The organism is Microbacterium sp. 16-032 (genome assembly GCF_041079455.1).
Taxonomy (GTDB): Bacteria; Actinomycetota; Actinomycetes; order Actinomycetales; family Microbacteriaceae; genus Microbacterium; species Microbacterium testaceum_A.
The window spans coordinates 466064-484532 of the sequence record NZ_JBFYGQ010000004.1 but is presented as its reverse complement, the minus strand read 5'-3'; the positions used below and the strand labels follow the sequence as shown (position 1 = coordinate 484532).

Genomic DNA, 18469 nt, shown 5'->3' with positions numbered 1-18469 from the left:
GCGAAACGGGGGGGATGGGAAGGACGGGCTCAGGAGAAGATCTCGCCGGAGAAGCCGGGAGACCACTCGACGCGGCCATCGGTGCGCATGCGCACCCATTCGGCGTCCCGGGATGCCGCCAACTCGGGCCCACCGTCGAAGAACAACGCGGTGGCCAGGGCGTCGGCGCGCATCGCCGTCTCGGCGAGGGCCCACGTGGCGGCGTACGCCCGGACGGGCGCACCGGTGCGGGCGTCGAGGACGTGGTGGAGACCGTCCCCCCACGCGCGGCGGTTGATGGCCGAGGCGCAGAGCGACTGGTCCGCCACGGTGACCACGCCGATGGCGCGGGTCGGGTCGTAGGGGTGCTCGAGACCGACGCGCACGGGCGCCCCGCGGACGGCGAGGTCTCCCGACGCGTCGACGACGGCGTCGCCGTCCACGTGGGATCTCACCGCGTCGAGCACCAGGTCGACCAGTCGCCCTTTGCCGAGCGCTCCGACGTCGACGGTGGCGGGAGCGGTGACCCGCACGTGGTCGTCGTCCCACGTGAGGACCTCGCTCCAGGTGGGCGCCGGCTGCGGCGCTCCCCACGGAGCGAGAGTCAACCGGGCGTCGTACCCCAGGCGCGCCAACGCGTCGCCGACGAGCGGATTGACGGCACCGGAGGTCGCCGCATCGAGCTCGCGGTAGAGCGAGAACATGGCATCCGCGTCTCGAGGAGCGGGAACCGACGCGGTACGCCCCTCGGCGAGCGAGGACACGAGAGAGTCGTCGCGGAATCGCGACCACTCGCGGTCGAACCGCTCGATGAGGGTCGACACCGCGTCGCGGGCGACCGAGGGCAGCGGATGCGCCGTCTCGATCGCCCACGACGAACCGATCGCGTCGAAGGTCCAGATCGACCCCGTGGCGAGCGGCGTGCTCATGGCTGTCAGGCCTTGGCCTCGGACTTGATCGAGTCGACGGCCTTGTTGAAGCCGCCGCTCGTGAGCGAGGAACCGGCCACCTTGCTGACCGAGATCTCGTCGAGCTTCTTGCCCACGACCTCGCTCTGGATGCCGCCGATGAACTCGCCCTGGTAGCGCTTGGACTCCGCGGCCTGCGGGTCGCCGGTCACCTTCACCGCGGTCACGGTGTCGCCGGCGATCGTGAGGGTGACGTCGATGGTCTCGACGCTCTCGGGCGTCGCGTACTGGCCGGTGGCCTCGTACTCGCCGTCCTTGTAGGTGCCCGACGCGGTCGAGCCACCGGCGGCGGCATCCGAGGTCGTGGCGGGGGCCGAGCTCGCGGCGGGGGCCGCGGTGTCGGCGGGGGCGGCGTCGCCGGTGGTCGCGCCGCCGGCGCACCCGGCGAGGGTGGCGATGCCGGCGACACCCAGCAGAGCGGTGCCGATGCGGACGGGACGGGGTACGGCTGTGGTGCGGATCATGAGGGTCCTCCTTCGGTCGTGCCTCGCGGCGCGTACGTGCTCACGGTAGGAACACGACCTTGGCCGCCACCGGGTTCATTCTTTTGTGCGAGCTGTGCGAGGACGGACGCCGCCGGAGGGGCCTGCCTCGAGAATCGACCCTCGGACGGAACGCATTGGGCCGCCTCCCCCTGGGGAAGACGGCCGGATGCGAACGGAACGGCGGTGGTCAGGCGTCGCCACCGAACATGCTCGTGACCGAGCCGTCCTCGAAGACCTCGTGGATCGCGCGCGCGAGCAGGGGCGCGATCGGCAGCACCTCGAGACGCTCGAACCGACGCTCGGCCGAGATCGGCACGGTGTCGGTGACGACGACCTGGTCGATCGCGGGGTCCTGCAGACGCTGGGTGGCCGGGTCGCTGAAGATCGCGTGGGTCGCGGCGACGATGACCTTGCGGGCGCCCGAGGCCTTGAGGGCCTGAGCGGCCTTCTGGATGGTGCCGCCGGTGTCGATCATGTCGTCGACCAGCAGGCAGGTGCGGCCGTTCACGTCGCCGACGATCTCGTGCACCGAGACCTGGTTGGCGACCTTCGGGTCGCGACGCTTGTGGATGATCGCGAGGGGGGCGCCCAGGCTGTCGGACCAGGTGTCGGCCACGCGCACGCGGCCCATGTCGGGCGACACGACGGTGAGGGTCTCGCGGTCTTCGGCGGAGAGGCCCCGCTCGAAGTGGTCGAGCAGCACCGGCTTGGCGAACAGGTGGTCGACCGGACCGTCGAAAAAGCCCTGGATCTGCGCGGCGTGCAGGTCGACGCTCATGATGCGGTCGGCACCCGCGGTCTTGAGCAGGTCGGCGACCAGGCGGGCGCTGATGGGCTCGCGACCGCGGCCCTTCTTGTCCTGACGCGAGTACGGGAAGTACGGCGCGACGACCGTGATGCGCTTGGCCGAGGCCCGCTTGAGGGCGTCGAGCATGATGAGCAGCTCCATGAGCCACTCGTTGACCGGAGGACCGAACGACTGGACGACGAACACGTCGCAGCCGCGGATCGACACCTCGAAGCGGGTGTAGATCTCACCCGAGGCGAAGGTGCGGTGCTCGGTGGGGGCGAGCTCGGTACCGAGGTGCTCGGCCACCTGCTTCGCGAGTTCGGGGTGCGAGCGGCCCGAGGCGACGACGAGTCGCTTCTTGGTCTTGGCGACGAGCCCGGGGGCGATGCCGTTGTCGCGGTCGAGGTCTACACGATTCTTCTTACGAGCCATCGGCCGCTTCCTGTTCAGCCCGAGCCTGAGCGGCCACGTCGGCCGCTCTGGTGCCCGGTCGGTTCTTCTCGACCCACCCCTCGACGTTGCGTTGGGGTGCCACGCTGAGCGCCAGCGCACCGGCCGGGACATCCTTGCGGATCACCGCGCCGGCACCCGTCTTGGCGCCCGCTCCAATCGTAACCGGCGCGACGAAGACGTTGTGCGATCCGCTGTGGACCTCGTCGCCGATGACGGTGCGGTGCTTGGCGATGTCGTCGTAGTTCGCCGTGATCGCACCGGCACCGAGGTTGACGCCGCGTCCGATCTCGGTGTCGCCGATGTACGACAGGTGCGGGACCTTGCTCCCCTCGCCGATCGAGGAGTTCTTCACCTCGACGAAGGTGCCGACCTTGCCGTTCACGCCGACGCGCGCGTTCGCGCGGAGGTAGGCGAACGGGCCGACCCTGGCGCCGGCCTCGACGACCGCGAGGGTGCCGTCGGTGCGGGTGATCGTCGCGTTCTCGCCGACCTCGCAGTCGACGAGGCTCGTGTCGGGGCCGATGGTGGCGCCCGAGGCGATGACGGTCGCCCCGCGCACGTGCGTGTTGGGGAGGATCGTGACGTCGGGGGCGAGGGTCGCGGTCACGTCGATCCACGTCGTCGCCGGGTCGACGACCGTGACGCCCTCGAGCTGCCAGCGGCGCACCGTGCGCGCGTTGAGCGTGCGCCCGGCCTCGGACAGCTGTACACGGTCGTTCACGCCGAGTGCGGCGGACGCATCGCCGGTGACGGACGCCGCGACCCCCATCTCCGCGTCGCGCAGGAGCCCGACCACGTCGGTGAGGTACTTCTCGCCCTGGGCGTTCGCGGTCCCGACGAGGGCGAGCTGCGCACGCAGCGGACCGGCCCGGAAGACGTAGACCCCCACGTTGATCTCGGTGACCGCGGCCTCGTCGGCCGTGGCGTCCTTCTGCTCGACGATGCGGCGCACGCCGTCGGTCTCGTCGCGCAGGATCCGGCCGTACCCGAAGGGCTGGTCGACCCGCGCACTCAGCAGGGTGACGGCGGTGCCGCCGCTGCGGTGGGTCGCGAGCAGCTCGGTGAGCGTGCCGGTCTCGAGCAACGGCACGTCGGCGCTGAGCACGAGGACATCGCCCTCGAAGCCGTCCAGCGCGTCGAGGGCGACCTCGACCGCGCGACCCGTGCCGGGCACCTCGTCCTGATCGACGATCACGACGCCCGGGGCGAGCTCCGCCACGGTCTCGGCGACCATCTCGCGCTCGTGACGCACGACCACGACGATGCGGGCCGGATCGAGGGATGCCGCGGTGTCGAGCACGTGGCCGACGAGCGGGCGACCGCCGACCGGGTGCAGGACCTTCGGTGTGCGGGAGCGCATGCGCGTTCCCTGACCCGCAGCGAGGACGACGACGGCCAACTCGGTCGGTGATGTCATGCTCCGCCGCCAGGATTCGAACCTGGACCTAACAGCTCCAAAGGCTGTCGTGCTGCCGTTACACCACGGCGGACCGTGCCCGAGGGCACCGGTCAAGTCTGCCAGACCCGGACGCCGGGCGTTCCGCCCGCCCGCGCGCGCCGACCGACCTGCCGAGCACTCGACATAATGAGACCGTGACCCGGGACAGCGACGAAGTCGACCGCATCGTCGATGCGTGGATGCGTCAGCGCCCCGATCTGGACTTCTCGCCCCTCGAGGTGCTCTCGCGCGTGGCACGCCTGTCGCGACACCTCGACTTCGCCCGCAAAGAGGCGTTCCGCCGCAGCGACATCGAGTCGTGGGAGTGGGACGTACTCTCGGCGCTGCGCCGGGCGGGCGAGCCGTACCAGCTGAGCCCGAAGCAGCTGCTGCAGCAGACGCTCGTCTCGAGCGGCACGATGACGAACCGTATCGATCGTCTCGTCGCCCGCCGTTTCGTGCGTCGCGAGGCCGACCCCGGAGACGGACGGAGCATTCTGGTGACGCTGACCGACGACGGACGAGTACGGGTGGATGCCGCGATCACCCGCCTCGTCGACGCCGAGGCCCTCTTGCTCGAGGGACTCTCGCGCGGCGACCGCGAACGACTCGCCACCCTGCTGCGCAAACTGAGCCTGGGGTTCGACGCGTGAGCGCGCCGGCGGAGTCGCTGTCGCGCTGGGCGCGCGTCCGGGCGTGGTTCGGCGTCCGCTTCCGTTCCCCCGCGGCGATCTACGGCCTGATCGTGTTCGCGGCGTTCGTCTCGATCGCCGACGACCACACCGAGAACGTGTGGGAGGTGATCGGCAGCGCCTCGCTGTCGCTCGTCGTCTTCTTCATCGCGCACGTGTTCGCGCACACCCTGACCGAGCACGCCACCCACGGGCTCCGCCGCGCGACCCGCGAGGGCATGCGGCACGGGGCGGGGATGCTCTACGCGTCAATCCCCTCGATCCTCGTGCTCGTCTGGGCCGGGATGACCGGCGTCTCGGTGAGCGACGCGTTCGAGTTGTGCATGTGGGCGACCTTCGCCGTGCTCGCCCTGCTCGGCTACGGCGCGTACGCCCGGCGGAAGGCGTCGATCCCCGTCCGACTCCTCGGCGCCTTCGCCACCGCCTGCCTCGGCGTCTTCATCGTGGTGCTGGAGTACGCGGTCCACTGACGGCGACGGGGCCGCCGCAGCAGCGACGACCCCGAGCGGACGGGCGATCAGTCCTGCGCCGCCGTGCGACGACGAGCGCGCGCACGGAACACGAGACCGGCGGCGACGGCGAGCACGGCGCCGACGCCCGCAACGCCCGCCACCTGTGCACCCGTGACCGCGAGGTCCGAGCCGGAGGCCGCGGCCGCAACCGGGGTGGCCGAGGTCGAGGGGCCAGGGGTGGCCGAGGCGGCTGCCGCGGGGTCGGGGGCGGCCGATCCCGAGGCCGACGGGGACGGCGCGGGGCCGGTCGGCGACGTGGTCGGTGAGGGGCTCGGCTGACCGGGGACCGCCCAACCCGACGCGGACAGGGTGACCGGCAGGCTGGCGACGGGGAGGATCGACGAGGGCACCCCGGACGACAGCGCGAGGCACTCCAGGCTCAGGGTCGCGCTCGTCGTGCCCATGGGAACGACCGCCGTGAACGAGGAGCCCATCGGGACGCTCACCGCCGCGCCCGCGGTGACCGGCACGGTCGCCGAGACGACGACGGTGCTGCCTCCGGCCGCCACCGACAGGCGCGCCCCATCGCTCGTTCCGGAGGGGCAGCCGTCGGCGAAGGTCGCGGTGCCGAAGGAGGGATACGCGGCGGCGTCACCCGAGAAGACGGCCGTGCCCGCGGCATCCCGCAGCACGAGGGGGCTCGCCGCGGACGCGGCCAGGGCACCGAGCGGCACGAGACCCGTGACGAGGACCGCGGCTGCGGCGAAAGGGAGGAGGCGGGTGGGCACGGGGGTGGACGACATGGCTGCTCTCGATCGGGTGGTGAGGTCGAACGGACTGTGCCGCACCGTGCGGTCCACCGGGTGAACGGATGGTGACGTCAACATCACCGCGCGTCCACCCGCGATTCATCCGCGGCCCCTACGTTCCCGGCGACCCCTCTCACGAAAGTCTGCGATGCCCTCTCACACCCCTTCCGGCTTCTCCCGCCGCACCTTCCTCGCCGCAGCCGCCGCCGCGGTCACGACCGCGTCCGCCGCGTCGTCGTTCGGGCCCGCAGCCGCCGCGAGCGCCGTGGCCGCGACCACGCCCACGGCCGTGACCGACCCAAAGGCCCTGCGCTGGCTCGTCTTCGACCATCACGTGCACTCGGTCTACTCGCACGACGCCAAGTACGCGATGACGACGATCCTCGACCAGGCGCAGCGTTTCGGGGTGGATGCCATCGCCTTCACCGAGCACAGCAACGTCGGTCACGCGAACGTCGGCGGCGTCTTCAACGCGGCGCGCGAGATCGAGGCGGCGCGAAGAGCCCGACCCGATCTCCTCGTCTTCCAGGGCCTCGAGTGGTACATCCCGGCCGCCGAGCACGGCACCGTGCTGGTCGCCCCCGGCCCTCGCGTGACCGAGGTGCTGCGCCACTTCGAGCTGACCTACGACGGCAAGCTCAACCAGTGGGAGAAGCCCCGACCCAACACGAGCGACGCCGCCGACTGGCTGCAGCACGCCGTCGACGGGATCTCGTGGCTCGGCCAGCAGCGCAAGGCGGGCGTGGTCGACGACGTGCTCGTCCTGGCCAACCATCCCAGCCGACTCGGCATCGACTCCCCCGGCGAACTGCGCGCGTGGCAGGATGCCGACCCCGACGTCTTCGTGGGCTTCGAGGGGGCTCCGGGGGCGCAGGCCTCGGGTCTCGCGGCGAACACCACCGACCGTTCGCAGCGTGGCGAGTACGAGAACTCCCGCAGCGACTACTCGTTCCCGGGATTCCCCACGAGCGCGTACCGGGCGCACGGCGGATTCGACTGGATGACCGCGGTCGTCGGCGGCATGTGGGACGCTCTGCTCAGCGAGGGCCGGCGCTGGTGGATCACCACGAACAGCGACCTGCACCTGAAGAACTTCGACAACACCCGCGTGGGCGACTTCCCCACCGGCTCGGGGTGGGACAACGGGGCCACGCTGGCCAACTTCAACCGCGCGGGTCGCCGACCCGACCCCGTGTCGACCGCCTCCCCGCAGGGCGGCAGCGACCTGTGGCCGGGCGAGTTCAGCCGCACCCACGTCGGCGCCGCCGACAAGACGCACACCGCCGTCCTCGACGCCGTGCGCGCGGGACGCATGTGGGTCGACCACGGGCACCTCGTCGCCGGACTCGCGGTCACCCTGCGCGCCGCCGACGACACCGCCAACACCGCCACACTCGGCGGGACCCTGCGGGTACCGACGGGCACGAAGATCGAGATCGTCATCGACGTCGAGCCCACCACGGAGCGCAACTCCGCCGGCATCCTGCCCCGTCTCGCGCACCTCGACGTGATCCGCGGCGAGATCACGGGCGCCGCGAGCGACCGCGACACGATGGCCGCTCCCCGAACCCGCGTCATCGAGCTGCGCGACGTGAGCGACCGCAGCGGTTCGGCGTTCCAGATCGTTATCCCGGTGGGCACCGCCGACGTCGACGGCTACGTGCGCGTGCGCGGAAGCGACGGCAAGGTGCACGGCACCGGCCCGCGCGGGGCGGACGTGGACCCGCGGGCCCCGCAGCCGCACGCGGCCGGTCAGGGGAACCCCTGGCTCGACACGTGGCTCTACACGAACCCGATCTTCGTGTCGGTGCGCTGATCGTCGATCGAGCACGGCCCGTTCCCTCCGGGGGACGGGCCGTTCGCCGTCGCGGCGTCCCGAGGGCTCAGCCGATGGATTCGGTGAGCTCGAACCAGGTCATCTCGAGTTCGTCGCGCTCGCCCTCGAGGGCCGAGATGCGCTGCATCTCTTTGCCGAGCCCCTCGTAGTCCGCCTGGTCGTGGTCGGCCAACGCCGCCTTCGCCTTGTCGATCTGCTGCTGCAGCTTCTCGATACGGCGTTCCACGGCGGACGCCTCCTTCTGCGCGGCGCGGAGCTCGGCGCCCTGCAGGCCCGGGGTCGCGGAGGCACCGGAGGACGTCGCGGACCGCGAGGGTTCGGCATCCTGCAGCGCCCTCAAACGCAGGTACTCGTCCACGCCCCCGGGAAGATGACGGAGCCTGGCATCGAGGATCGCGTACTGCTGGTCGGTGACGCGCTCGAGGAAATAGCGATCGTGCGAAACGACGATGAGGGTGCCGGACCACGAGTCGAGCAGGTCTTCCATCGCCGCGAGCATGTCGGTGTCGAGGTCGTTGGTGGGCTCGTCGAGGATCAGCACGTTCGGCTGATCGAGGATGACGAGCAGCAGCTGCAGGCGCCGCTTCTGGCCACCCGAGAGGTCTTTCACCGGTGTCGAGAGCTGCGCGCTTGAGAAGCCGAGGCGCTCGAGCAACTGCCCGGGGGTAAGCTCCTGCGACTTCGAGCCGGCGCCGAACGCGTAGGTGGTGCGCAACCCGGCGATGACCACGCGCACGGGGTCGTTCAGGTGCTGGTCGAGCTCGTCGAGGCGCTGGGTGAGGGTGGCGACCTTGACCGTCTTGCCGCGCTTGACGCGGCCGCTGGTCGGCTCGAGGGAGCCGGTCACCAGGCTGAGCAGCGTGGACTTGCCCGCACCGTTCACGCCCAGGATGCCGGTGCGCTCCCCCGGCGCGATCCGCCACTCCACGTCCTTCAGAACCGTCTTGTCGCCGAAGGTGACCCCCGCGTCGAGCAGGTCGACGACGTCTTTGCCCAGGCGGGCGACCGCGAGCGACTGCAGGGCGACCTTATCGCGGATCTCGGGCACATCGGCGATGAGCTCGTTCGCCGCGTCGATGCGGAACTTCGGCTTCGACGTGCGCGCCGGCGCCCCGCGGCGCAGCCACGCGAGCTCCTTGCGGGCCAGGTTCTGACGGCGTTGTTCGATGGATGCCGCCTGCCGGTCGCGCTCCACGCGCTGCAGGATGTACGCCGCGTAGCCGCCCTCGAAGGGCTCGACGATCCGATCGTGCACCTCCCACGTCGCGGTGCAGATCTCGTCGAGGAACCACCGGTCGTGCGTGACGACGAGCAGGCCGCCGGCCGAGGGCGCCCACCGCTTCTTGAGGTGACCCGCGAGCCACGTGATCGCCTCGACGTCGAGGTGGTTGGTGGGCTCGTCGAGGAACAGCACGTCCCAATCGCCCGACAGGAGCTTGGCCAGCGCGACACGGCGCCGCTGACCACCCGAGAGGTCCCCCAGACGGGCGTCCCAGGGCAGATCGCCGAGCAGGCCCGCGATCACGTCGCGCGTACGGGAGTCGCCCGCCCACTCGTGCTCGGGTCGATCGCCGACCACCGCGTGGCCGATGGTGTCGTCGTCGTCGAGGGTGTCCTGCTGGTCGAGCACGCCGACGGTCACCCCGCCGCGCACGGTCACGCGCCCGCCGTCGGGCTCGCGGATACCGGCGAGCATGCCGAGCAGACTCGACTTGCCGTCACCGTTGCGGCCGACGATCCCGATGCGATCGCCCTCGTTCACGCCGAGCGAGACGGAGTCGAAGACGACCTTGGTCGGGTATTCCAGGTGCAGGGCTTCGCCCCCGAGCAGATGTGCCATATCCGTCCCAGGCTACGCGGTGCCCGAGGCGATCGCGCGCGCCGGGGTGCCGGCATCCACCCGGCCCTCCCCGTGCGAGGCGCTCGGGCGGGTTTCCCTGCGCCGAGACGGCAAACTCCTGACGAATCAGGCGCGATCTGACGCCGACATGTCAGCGGGGTGCCGTCTCGCGGGCGAAAACGACGGCGGGGCCGCCCGGTACCCCGGACGACCCCGCACGACGAAGAGACTCAGAAGCCGTTGGCCGAGAGCCACTCCTTGGCGATGTCGGCGGACGACTTCTGGTCGACCGTGGACTCGACGTTCATCGCGACCAGCGCGTCCTCGGTGAGGGCGGCGCTGACCTTGTTCAGCACATCCGACACCTCGGAGGCGACGTTCGAGTTGACGACCGGCACCACGTTCGACGCCAGGAACAGGCCCTTGGGGTCGGTCAGCGTGAGCAGGTTGTCGGTCTTGATGCGGGGATCGGCCGTGTAGACGTTGGCGACCTGGATGGTGCCCGCCACGAGGTCGTCGACCGTGGTCTCGCCCGTGGGCGAGAACTGGACGTTGACCCCGTAGGTCGACTGCAGTCCGGCCGGCCCGTACGGACGCTCGGCGAGCTCGGCGTTGCCACCGAGCGTCAGGCCCGAGGTCACCTTCGACAGGTCGGCGATCGAGGTGAGGCCGTTGGCGTCGGCGAAGGCCTTCGTGACGGTGTACGAGTCCTGGTCGGTGGCCTGCGACTGGTCGAGGACCTCGAGACCCTGGGGCAGAGCCGCCGGGAGAGCCGCGTAGACGTCATCGGACGTGCGGGCGGTGGTGTCCTTCTGGAAGAACTGCAGCAGGTTGCCGGTGTACTCGGGGAACACCGAGACGGTGCCGTCTTCGAGCAGCGGGATGTACGCATCGCGCTGACCGATCTGGAACTGACGCTTCACGGTCTTGCCCGCGCCCTCGAGCGCCTGAGCGTAGATCTCGGCGATGATCTCGTTCGAGTAGTAGGCCTGCGAGCCGACGACGATCGTGTCGGACGACGCCGAGGCGTCACCGCCGCCGTTGCTGAGGGGGTCGCTCGATCCGCCGCTGCAACCGGCGAAGGCGAGGGAGGCGACCGCGAGGCCTGCGACGAGGCCGAGGCCCTTCTTGGTTCGTGCTGTGAACATGGGTGCTCTCTTTTCTGGTGATTCGGGAATCGGGTGGGTCAAGGGGTCGCCGGAGGCGCCGTGGGCGCCCCGACGGCGAGGGCTTCCGCGCGACGCTGACGAGCGGAGCGCGGCTGGGGCTGGGCGGACCCCGCGGCACGGATGCCACGGGGGACGACCAGATGCTGGAGAAGGGCGAAGAGGCCGTCGATGACCAGCGCGAGGACGGCGACGAGGATCGCCCCGCCGATCAGGATGTCGAAGCGGCGGAGGGGGATCGCGGCGATGATGTACTGGCCGAGCCCGCCGAGACCGATGTACGCCGCGATCGTCACCGTGGCGAGCACCTGCAGGGTCGCCGCGCGAATGCCCCCGACGAGGAGCGGCAGCCCGAGGGGCACCTCGATACGCCACAGGATCTGCGACTCGGTCATCCCCATCGATCGACCCGCGTCGATCACGCGGCGGTCGATCGCCTCGAAGCCGGTGTAGGCCCCGGCGAGGAGGGACGGGATGGCGAGGACCACGAACGAGATGATCGCCGCTTCCGGCTTGTGCAGCACACCGAGAAGGAGCGTCAGCAGAATGAGCAGACCGAACGACGGGATGGCACGAGCGGCGCCCGAGATCGCGACGGCCGTCTCGCGTCCCTTGCCGGTGTGACCGATGTACCACCCCAGCGGGACGCCGATCGCGCCGGCGATGAGCACGGCGACGACCGTGTAGAGCAACTGCACGCCGATCGCGACGGGGATGGCGTCGAAACCTCGACCGGGGTCGCCCGAGAAGATCCACCCGATCGCGTCGCCGAGGAGGTTCATGCCTTCACCAACGTCCGGTTGGCCTGCCGTGAGACGGTCTTCGTCCCGCGCGTCCACGGCATGAGCAGGCGCCCCGCGATCACCAGCAGCAGGTCGATCACGAGGGCGAGCACGACGACCGCCACGACGCCCGCGAAGACCTCGGGGATGATGCGCCGCTGAAGCCCGTTCGTGAACAGGTAGCCGATGTTCTGGATGCCGACGAGGATGCCGACGGTGGCCAGAGCGATCGTGCTCGCCGAGGCGACGCGCAGCCCCGCCAGCACGACGGGACCGGCGAGGGGGAATTCGACCGCCCAGAAGCGTCGGAAGGAGCCGTAGCCGATGGCGGTGGAGGCTTGACGCACCCCGGCGTCCACCGAGTCGAGTCCGTCGGCGACCGCGCGGACGAGGATTGCGACGGCGTAGATGGCCAGGGCGACGATGAGATTCGTCTCGCTGACGATGCTGTACCAGCCGGTGACGACGGGCACGAGGATCAGCAGGGCCAGCGACGGGATCGTGTACAGCAGCCCGGTGATCGTGATGACGCCGCTGCGCACGAGCCGATAGCGCCACGCGACCCACCCGAGCGGAACGCTCAGCACGAAGCCCGCGATCAACGCGACGATGCTCTGACGCAGGTGGATCAGCGTCAGTTCCCCGATGAGGTCGAGATTGTTGCCTACCCAGTTCACGGGTGGGAGTCCTCCACGAGCGCCCCCTGCGTGCGACCCTCGGCATCGACGACGACCGTCCCGGTCGGGGTCTGCTTCAGGTGCAGCGCGCGCTTTCCCTTCACCGCTCCGATGAAACTCGCGACGAAGTCGCTGGCGGGGTTCTCGACGATCTCGCTCGGCGTGCCGACCTGGGCGATCTTCGCGCCCTTCTCGAGGATGACGACCTGGTCGCCGAGGAGGAACGCTTCGTCGATGTCGTGGGTGACGAAGACGATGGTCTTTCCGATCTCGCTCTGCAGCCGGATGAGCTCCTGCTGCAGTTCGTCGCGCACGATCGGGTCGACCGCGCCGAAAGGCTCGTCCATGAGCAGGATGTTGGGGTCGGCGGCGAGACCGCGGGCCACGCCCACGCGCTGCTGCTGCCCGCCCGAGAGCTGGCTCGGATAGCGGTCGGCCATGGCGCTGTCGAGACCGACCGTCGCCATGAGCTCGAGGGCACGCGTGCGGGCGGCTTTGCGGCTCTGGCCCTGGAGCACGGGGACGGTCGAGATGTTGTCGGCCACGGTGAAGTGCGGCAGCAGACCCGAGTTCTGCATGACGTAGCCGATGCTGCGACGCAGCTGCACCGCGGGCTTGCCGCCGATGTCGGCACCGTCGATGGCAATCGTGCCCGACGAGGGCTCGACCATGCGGTTGATCATCCGCAACAAGGTCGTCTTGCCGCAACCGGACGAGCCCACGAAGACCGTGGTCTTGCGCGAGGGGATGACGAGGTGGAAGTCGTCGACGGCGCGGGTGCCGTCGGGGAAGACCTTGGAGACGGCCGAGAACTCGATCATGTGCTCACCCGACCTCAGTCGGAGACCACGACCTTCCGGTCGAACGCGACGAATCCGGCGAAGTCCTTGCCCACTCGTTCCACGGCTCCCGGGTAGAGGTCGGGGTACGACCACGCGCCGTCGGTCAGCTCGGCACCGTCGAGTGAGACGTTCCAGTACTGGGCGGCACCCTTCCAGGGGCAGGTGTACGGGGTGGGGCTCTTGTGCAGCGCGCCCTCGCGGACGGACTGCGGCGGGAAGTACCAGTTCCCCTCGATCGAGGCCAGGTCGTCGCGGTCTGCTTCGGCGATCACGACGCCGTCGAGCACTGCCTTCATGGGAAACCCCCTTCGTGGCACCCCGCGGGCACGGCACCCAGCGGTGGCGGTCCACCTCGACTGAGGCTAACCAGGTGGTCGGCACGAAAAGCGAACATTGCTCCGTGTGTCGACCTCGGCTATGGTGCGGCGCGGTCAGACCACACGAGCACCCGGCACGGGCCCGTGCACGTGCAGAGCGACGAGGCCCGCGGCACTGAGGGTGACCTGCAGGTCGATCGCGGAGGATTCGTCGACGGCCAGGAACGCGAGGGTCGGGCCGGATCCCGACACGATCCCGGCCAGCGCTCCCGAGCTCTCTCCGCGTTCGAGGACGCGGGCGAGGTCGGGACGCAGGTGCAGGGCCGGCGCCTGGAGGTCGTTGCGAAGGGTCGCGGCGAGCATCCCGGCGTCGCCCTGGCGCAGAGCGTGCAGGACGTCGCGATCGACCGCGGGAACGCGGGGCGCGGGCCCGATGTCGACGGCGTGGCGCCGACGGTGCGCGTCGAGCTCGCCGTAGACGACGGGGGTCGACATGCCCGTCTCGTTCGGCACCAGCACCCAGTCGAAGCGTCCGCGCGCGAGCGCCGGGCTCAGCTGATCGCCGCGACCGGTTCCGACGGCGGTTCCGCCGAGCAGGGCGAAGGGCACGTCGGCGCCGAGGCGAGCGGCCAACCGGACGAGCTCGCTCGTCGGCATCCCGAGTCCCCAGAGGGCATCGCACGCGACCAGTGCGGCGGCCGCGTCGGCGGAACCGCCGCCCATGCCGCCCGCGACGGGAACGGCCTTGCGGACGGCGAGGTGGGCACCGCGGTCGATGCCCGCGGTCTGCGCCAGAAGTCGAGCCGCGCGGACGGCGAGGTTGCGATCGTCGGTGGGGACGCCCTCGATGTCGACCGGACCGCGCGCCGAGACGTCGATCGTGATCTCGTCCGCGGGCGTTGCGACCATCTCTTCGTAGAGCGAGACCGCCTGGAACGCCGTGGCGAGCTCGTGATACCCGTCGTCCTGGACGTCACCCACCTCGAGGAACACGTTGATCTTGCCGGGGGCGCGGACGCGGACGGATGCCGGAGTCTGCGCACTCATCGCGACGACCGCCGTCCTGCGCGCCGGGGGCTCTCACCGTGTGCGAAACTGGAACGTCGGCCTGCTTCCCGCCGTCGCTCGCAAGGCGGTACGGGGAGGTCCGGGCCGGAGCGAGCGATCTGAGTCACTCTTCGACAGTAGTGCTCCGCTCCCCGTCGTTCGGCGCTGAGGCCGAAACGTCTTCGTAACCCCGGAACCATACGGTGACCGGATCCCATGCACCCACCCCCGAGGAGGCAGAATGCGCCCGATGGTCCCCCTGTCGATCGACACCGACCCCTGGCGCGCCCTGCTGTCCCGGTCCGACATCCGCATGCACGACGGCATCCTGCACGTCGTCGACGACTCGTCGACGCCCGCGATGGCCGAGCGCGACGACCTGCTCACCGCGGCGTCCGCGATCGAGGCGGCCGGCGCGAAGGTGCTCCTCGTGCGCGACGCGAACCGTCGCCCGAAGCTCGTCGTCGACACGGCGGATGCCGAGGCGGCGCTCACCGCTCTGCGCGACCCCGAGCTGGGCCCGGTGTACCTGAAGGCCCGCGGCGAGGACCCCGTACCCGCGCACAGCGTGCACCCCGCGCCCGGATCGGTCCAGGCGTACGCGGTGTTCCGCCCGCGCACTTCGACCGAGGGGTCGTACCGCTACGGTGCCTCTCTCGCTCCGCGACTCGAGCTGTGGCGCTTCGGCGAGAAGACCATCGAGGCCCCGCGCCCGAGCGCCCTCACCCGCCGCAAGTTCGCCGCGGCCGACCTCGACCTCGTCGAGGTGGAGCGGTACGGGCGCCGGTGGATGACCGTCTCGGGGATGTTCGACCCGCACCCCAACGAGTTCACGGCCGACGTCGACATGGTCTTCTCGTGGGTCGACGGCTCGTCGAGCGAGTTCCAGCGCCAGCGTGCCGCGCGCATGAAGGGGTACGTCGTCGGCGACGGCGACGACAATGCCGCGCGCTACCGCCAGGTCGACGAGCTGCGTTACGCGCTGCGCAGCGTGCACATGTACGCGCCGTGGGTGCGCCGCATCTTCATCGCGACCGACTCCCCCACCCCCGAGTGGCTCGCCGACCACCCCAAGGTGACGATCGTGCGCAGCGAGGAGTTCTTCGCCGACCCCTCGGTGCTGCCCACGCACAACTCCCACGCGGTCGAGGCGCAGCTGCACCGCATCCCCGGGCTGGCCGAGCACTTCCTGTACAGCAACGACGACATGTTCTTCGGCCGCCCCGTCACCCCCGAACTGTTCTTCAGCGGCGGTGGGGTCAGCCGGTTCGTCGAGAGCGGCGTGCGCATCGGCAGCGGCCCGGCGCACATCGAGCGCTCGGGCCACGACAACGGCCTGCGCGTGAACCGCGCACTGCTCAGGGAACGCTTCGGCCGGGTCATCACGCTCGACCTCGAGCACTGCGCCACCCCGTTGCGTCGCTCGGTGGCGTTCGAGCTCGAGAAGGAGTTCGCCGACGACTACGCCCGCACCGCCGCGAGCCGGTTCCGTTCGGCCACCGACATCTCGGTGACGAACAGCCTGTACCACTACTACGCGCTGGCGACCGGGCGCGCGATCATCACGACCGAGCCCCGCACCCGCTACGTGCAGACCACGCAGCTCGACTCGCTGCGCACCATGGAGCGTCTCGTCTCGCGCCGCGACACCGACATGTTCTGCCTCAACGACGGCAGCGTGCCCGAGATCCCCGAAGAGGTGCGCGTCCCCGCGCTCCGGGCGTGCCTCGAGCGTTACTTCCCGGTCGCCGCCCCCTGGGAGAAGACCTCGATCAGCGAAGGATCGGCAGCGGCGTCGTCGGCGGCGACACCGGTCCGCTGAACGCCCGCGAGGTCGGGACGACGATCCCGGCATCGCGCAGTCGACGCTGGGACTCCTCGGCATCCACGTACTGCAGGGCCGCGCTGGCGGCCAGGGGCACGACCGAGTGCACCACCGTGTCGTCGTAGACGTGCACGATGTTGAAGCCCTGGGCCGCGTCCTGAGGGCGCGTCCCGCCGACCGGGACCATGAGGTCCTGCGTGTAGCAGGTGGCGGATGCCACGGACACGGGGATTCCGGCGAACGTGGCGAACGTGGAGTAGTGCAGGTGACCGGCCAGGATCGCGCGCACGTCGGTGCCGCGCAGCACCCCCGCGAGGCTCCGCTGGTCGCGCAGCTCGACGGAGGCCGCGAGGTCGAGCACGCTGGGCACGGGCGGGTGGTGCATCGCGAGGATCGTGCCGAGCGGGGCCGGCGTCGCGAGCACCTCGGCGAGCCACTCGCGCTGCGCGGCGGTGACCTCGCCGTGGTGCGACCCGGGCACCGAGGTGTCGAGGGTCACGATGCGCAGGCCGTCGAACTCGTCGATGCGATCGACCGGGGCGGTCGCCTCGGCGTCGTCGGCGGGAAGCAGCCGCGACCGGAAAGCCGCTCGATCGTCGTGGTTGCCCATCACCCACACCACGCGGGTCCGCAGGCGCTCGGCGAGCGGCTCGACGAGGGCGCGGACGCGGTCGTACGCGTCGGTCTCACCGAAGTCGGCGAGGTCGCCGGTGAAGACGAGGGCGTTGGGGCGGATTCCCGACGTCTCGATCGCCTCCACGGCGCGGGCGAGGTAGGCCTCGGAGTCGACGTCGTCGTAGAGCGGTGCACCGCCGGCTCGGAGATGGGTGTCGCTCAGGTGGAGCAGCACACGTTCGGCTCGGGGGTACTCGGCGTAACGCATCTCGATCCTCTCGGGCCGTCGGGTACGACCTCGTCACCGGCGTGATGCTCCCGGTTGGCTCGAAATGTTACAGACATGTTTCGGGAACGCGTGATGAACACGGCGGGAATTCACCCCGCGCCGGATCTGGCTCGGCCGCAGCGCAGTGGGCTGAGCACAACCGCGGACGTCGTCGTCGACACGCCGCGTACCGGCCGGCCCGCACGGCGAGTCGCCGAACGCCCCGCCGTCGGGCACACGCGGGCCGCCTGCCGCGCCCCGGCACGGCGGCCGCGATCAGCCGAACCGTCAGGACGACGCGGCGATGCGGGCGTAGTCCTCGACCGTGAGCTGCTCTCCGCGGAGGGTCGGGTCGACCCCGGCCGCCTCGAGGCGCGCCGAGGCTTCGGCCGCGGTGCCGCCGAGCACGCCCGACAACGCCTGACGGAGCATCTTGCGGCGCTGCTGGAAGGCGGCATCCACGATCTGGAAGGTGCGCAGCCGGTGCTCCTCGGTGCCCCGGGGCTCGGCATCCCGATCGAAACCGACCAGCACGCTGTCGACGTTGGGCACGGGCCAGAACACCTGACGCGACACCGTGCCGGCCAGACGCCACGAGCCGTACCAGGCGGCCTTGACGCTCGGGGCTCCGTAGACCTTCGACCCGGGAGGGGCGGCCAGGCGCGCCCCCACCTCGGCCTGCACCATCACGACACCGCGGTGCAGATAGGGGAAGGTCTCGAGGAAGTGCAGGAGGACCGGCACCGACACGTTGTACGGCAGGTTCGCGACCAGCACGCTCGGCTCACCGGGGAGCTCGTCGACGCGCAGGGCATCGGCGTCGATGACCGTGAGGCGATCGGCGGGAACGTCGTGCGCGGCCGCCGTGGCCGGAAGACGCTCGGCGAGGCGGTGGTCGATCTCGACGGCGACGACCGAGGCGCCCGTCTCGAGGATCGCGAGAGTGAGGGATCCGAGGCCGGGACCGATCTCGACGACACGATCGGATGCCGTCACCCGGGCCGCCTGCACGATCTTGCGGACGGTGTTGGCGTCGACGACGAAGTTCTGCCCGAGCTTCTTGGTGGGAGTGACGTCGAGGTCGGCGGCGAGCCGACGGATCTCGGCGGCACCGAGCAGGGAAACGGGCATTGTTCCACTGTAGTCAGCGATCCCGCCAGTACCCGCCTCGTCGGATACGCAGGAGT

18 protein-coding genes and 1 tRNA gene are annotated in these 18469 nt (G+C 70.6%); 4 read left to right on the top strand and 15 right to left on the bottom strand.

The features are described from left to right. Positions 1-29: 29 nt before the first annotated feature. The 5 genes from AB6V31_RS11175 to AB6V31_RS11155 form a co-directional block, all read right to left on the bottom strand. Positions 30-908: an FAD:protein FMN transferase gene (locus tag AB6V31_RS11175; RefSeq protein ID WP_369365686.1), complete on the bottom strand. Its 879-nt coding sequence runs from the start codon at positions 906-908 to the stop codon at positions 30-32. Between the two features lie 5 nt (positions 909-913). Beyond that, positions 914-1411: a hypothetical protein gene (locus AB6V31_RS11170; protein ID WP_074696781.1), complete on the bottom strand. Its 498-nt coding sequence runs from the start codon at positions 1409-1411 to the stop codon at positions 914-916. A gap of 208 nt (positions 1412-1619) precedes the next feature. Then, entirely contained in the window at positions 1620-2654 is a 1035-nt protein-coding gene (locus AB6V31_RS11165) for a ribose-phosphate diphosphokinase (protein ID WP_268104290.1), read from the bottom strand. Then, positions 2644-4092: a bifunctional UDP-N-acetylglucosamine diphosphorylase/glucosamine-1-phosphate N-acetyltransferase GlmU gene (glmU, locus tag AB6V31_RS11160; RefSeq protein WP_369365684.1), complete on the bottom strand. Its 1449-nt coding sequence runs from the start codon at positions 4090-4092 to the stop codon at positions 2644-2646. The genes AB6V31_RS11165 and glmU overlap by 11 nt, the downstream gene beginning before the upstream one ends. A 1-nt stretch (position 4093) precedes the next feature. After that, positions 4094-4165, bottom strand: a tRNA-Gln gene (locus tag AB6V31_RS11155). A gap of 103 nt (positions 4166-4268) precedes the next feature. Here AB6V31_RS11155 and AB6V31_RS11150 point away from each other — a divergent pair. Further along, positions 4269-4766: a MarR family winged helix-turn-helix transcriptional regulator gene (locus AB6V31_RS11150; RefSeq protein ID WP_143017973.1), complete on the top strand. Its 498-nt coding sequence runs from the start codon at positions 4269-4271 to the stop codon at positions 4764-4766. Continuing rightward, positions 4763-5275, top strand: coding sequence for a hypothetical protein (locus tag AB6V31_RS11145; RefSeq protein ID WP_056228662.1), 513 nt, complete (start codon positions 4763-4765; stop codon positions 5273-5275). Before AB6V31_RS11150 ends, AB6V31_RS11145 begins: the two co-directional genes overlap by 4 nt. A 47-nt stretch (positions 5276-5322) precedes the next feature. Here the strand turns inward: AB6V31_RS11145 and AB6V31_RS11140 are convergent, their stop codons facing one another. Beyond that, entirely contained in the window at positions 5323-6060 is a 738-nt protein-coding gene (locus AB6V31_RS11140; protein ID WP_369365682.1) for a hypothetical protein, read from the bottom strand. Between the two features lie 154 nt (positions 6061-6214). Between AB6V31_RS11140 and AB6V31_RS11135 the strand changes: the two genes are divergently transcribed. After that, positions 6215-7882: a PHP domain-containing protein gene (locus tag AB6V31_RS11135; protein WP_369365680.1), complete on the top strand. Its 1668-nt coding sequence runs from the start codon at positions 6215-6217 to the stop codon at positions 7880-7882. Between the two features lie 67 nt (positions 7883-7949). On the opposite strand, the gene AB6V31_RS11130 is transcribed toward AB6V31_RS11135, so the two are convergent. The 7 genes from AB6V31_RS11130 to AB6V31_RS11100 all read right to left on the bottom strand — a co-directional run bounded on the left by AB6V31_RS11130 (position 7950) and on the right by AB6V31_RS11100 (position 14574). Then, positions 7950-9743 carry an ABC-F family ATP-binding cassette domain-containing protein gene (locus tag AB6V31_RS11130; RefSeq protein ID WP_369365679.1) on the bottom strand — a complete coding sequence of 598 codons (1794 nt, stop codon included), beginning with the start codon at positions 9741-9743 and terminating at the stop codon, positions 7950-7952. A 230-nt stretch (positions 9744-9973) separates the two neighbouring features. Continuing rightward, the gene (locus AB6V31_RS11125; protein WP_056228676.1) at positions 9974-10891 is read right to left on the bottom strand and encodes an ABC transporter substrate-binding protein; all 918 of its coding nucleotides are present in this window, start codon (positions 10889-10891) and stop codon (positions 9974-9976) included. Between the two features lie 38 nt (positions 10892-10929). Beyond that, positions 10930-11691, bottom strand: coding sequence for an ABC transporter permease (locus AB6V31_RS11120; protein ID WP_369365678.1), 762 nt, complete (start codon positions 11689-11691; stop codon positions 10930-10932). Continuing rightward, on the bottom strand, positions 11688-12368 hold the full coding sequence (locus AB6V31_RS11115; protein WP_056228682.1) for an ABC transporter permease: 681 nt from the start codon (positions 12366-12368) through the stop codon (positions 11688-11690). The genes AB6V31_RS11120 and AB6V31_RS11115 overlap by 4 nt, the downstream gene beginning before the upstream one ends. Continuing rightward, positions 12365-13189: an ABC transporter ATP-binding protein gene (locus tag AB6V31_RS11110; protein ID WP_056228686.1), complete on the bottom strand. Its 825-nt coding sequence runs from the start codon at positions 13187-13189 to the stop codon at positions 12365-12367. Before AB6V31_RS11110 ends, AB6V31_RS11115 begins: the two co-directional genes overlap by 4 nt. 14 nt (positions 13190-13203) lie before the next feature. After that, the gene (locus AB6V31_RS11105; RefSeq protein WP_056228689.1) at positions 13204-13506 is read right to left on the bottom strand and encodes a DUF427 domain-containing protein; all 303 of its coding nucleotides are present in this window, start codon (positions 13504-13506) and stop codon (positions 13204-13206) included. Positions 13507-13641: 135 nt separating this feature from the next. Then, positions 13642-14574 carry a 4-(cytidine 5'-diphospho)-2-C-methyl-D-erythritol kinase gene (locus tag AB6V31_RS11100; protein WP_369365676.1) on the bottom strand — a complete coding sequence of 311 codons (933 nt, stop codon included), beginning with the start codon at positions 14572-14574 and terminating at the stop codon, positions 13642-13644. 241 nt (positions 14575-14815) lie between these two features. Between AB6V31_RS11100 and AB6V31_RS11095 the strand changes: the two genes are divergently transcribed. Continuing rightward, on the top strand, positions 14816-16396 hold the full coding sequence (locus tag AB6V31_RS11095; RefSeq protein ID WP_369365675.1) for a stealth family protein: 1581 nt from the start codon (positions 14816-14818) through the stop codon (positions 16394-16396). Here the strand turns inward: AB6V31_RS11095 and AB6V31_RS11090 are convergent. Both AB6V31_RS11090 and rsmA read right to left on the bottom strand, forming a co-directional pair. After that, positions 16347-17282, bottom strand: a complete 936-nt coding sequence (locus tag AB6V31_RS11090; RefSeq protein WP_369365673.1) for a phosphodiesterase — start codon at positions 17280-17282, stop codon at positions 16347-16349. The two genes, AB6V31_RS11095 and AB6V31_RS11090, sit on opposite strands and share 50 nt — an antisense overlap. Positions 17283-17570: 288 nt before the next feature. Continuing rightward, on the bottom strand, positions 17571-18413 hold the full coding sequence (gene rsmA, locus AB6V31_RS11085; protein WP_369365671.1) for a 16S rRNA (adenine(1518)-N(6)/adenine(1519)-N(6))-dimethyltransferase RsmA: 843 nt from the start codon (positions 18411-18413) through the stop codon (positions 17571-17573). Between the last annotated feature and the right edge of the window lie 56 nt (positions 18414-18469).

Excerpts from the sequence above, each read along its gene's own strand:
- AB6V31_RS11140 (WP_369365682.1), bottom strand. The coding sequence starts at position 6,060 with ATGTCGTCCACCCCCGTGCCCACCCGCCTCCTCCCTTTCGCCGCAGCC.
- AB6V31_RS11135 (WP_369365680.1), top strand. The coding sequence starts at position 6,215 with ATGCCCTCTCACACCCCTTCCGGCTTCTCCCGCCGCACCTTCCTCGCC.
- AB6V31_RS11125 (WP_056228676.1), bottom strand. The coding sequence starts at position 10,891 with ATGTTCACAGCACGAACCAAGAAGGGCCTCGGCCTCGTCGCAGGCCTC.
- AB6V31_RS11130 (WP_369365679.1), bottom strand. The coding sequence starts at position 9,743 with ATGGCACATCTGCTCGGGGGCGAAGCCCTGCACCTGGAATACCCGACC.
- AB6V31_RS11110 (WP_056228686.1), bottom strand. The coding sequence starts at position 13,189 with ATGATCGAGTTCTCGGCCGTCTCCAAGGTCTTCCCCGACGGCACCCGC.
- AB6V31_RS11090 (WP_369365673.1), bottom strand. The coding sequence starts at position 17,282 with ATGCGTTACGCCGAGTACCCCCGAGCCGAACGTGTGCTGCTCCACCTG.
- AB6V31_RS11105 (WP_056228689.1), bottom strand. The coding sequence starts at position 13,506 with ATGAAGGCAGTGCTCGACGGCGTCGTGATCGCCGAAGCAGACCGCGAC.
- AB6V31_RS11120 (WP_369365678.1), bottom strand. The coding sequence starts at position 11,691 with ATGAACCTCCTCGGCGACGCGATCGGGTGGATCTTCTCGGGCGACCCC.
- AB6V31_RS11175 (WP_369365686.1), bottom strand. The coding sequence starts at position 908 with ATGAGCACGCCGCTCGCCACGGGGTCGATCTGGACCTTCGACGCGATC.
- AB6V31_RS11100 (WP_369365676.1), bottom strand. The coding sequence starts at position 14,574 with ATGAGTGCGCAGACTCCGGCATCCGTCCGCGTCCGCGCCCCCGGCAAG.
- AB6V31_RS11095 (WP_369365675.1), top strand. The coding sequence starts at position 14,816 with ATGCGCCCGATGGTCCCCCTGTCGATCGACACCGACCCCTGGCGCGCC.
- glmU (WP_369365684.1), bottom strand. The coding sequence starts at position 4,092 with ATGACATCACCGACCGAGTTGGCCGTCGTCGTCCTCGCTGCGGGTCAG.
- AB6V31_RS11165 (WP_268104290.1), bottom strand. The coding sequence starts at position 2,654 with ATGGCTCGTAAGAAGAATCGTGTAGACCTCGACCGCGACAACGGCATC.
- AB6V31_RS11170 (WP_074696781.1), bottom strand. The coding sequence starts at position 1,411 with ATGATCCGCACCACAGCCGTACCCCGTCCCGTCCGCATCGGCACCGCT.
- rsmA (WP_369365671.1), bottom strand. The coding sequence starts at position 18,413 with ATGCCCGTTTCCCTGCTCGGTGCCGCCGAGATCCGTCGGCTCGCCGCC.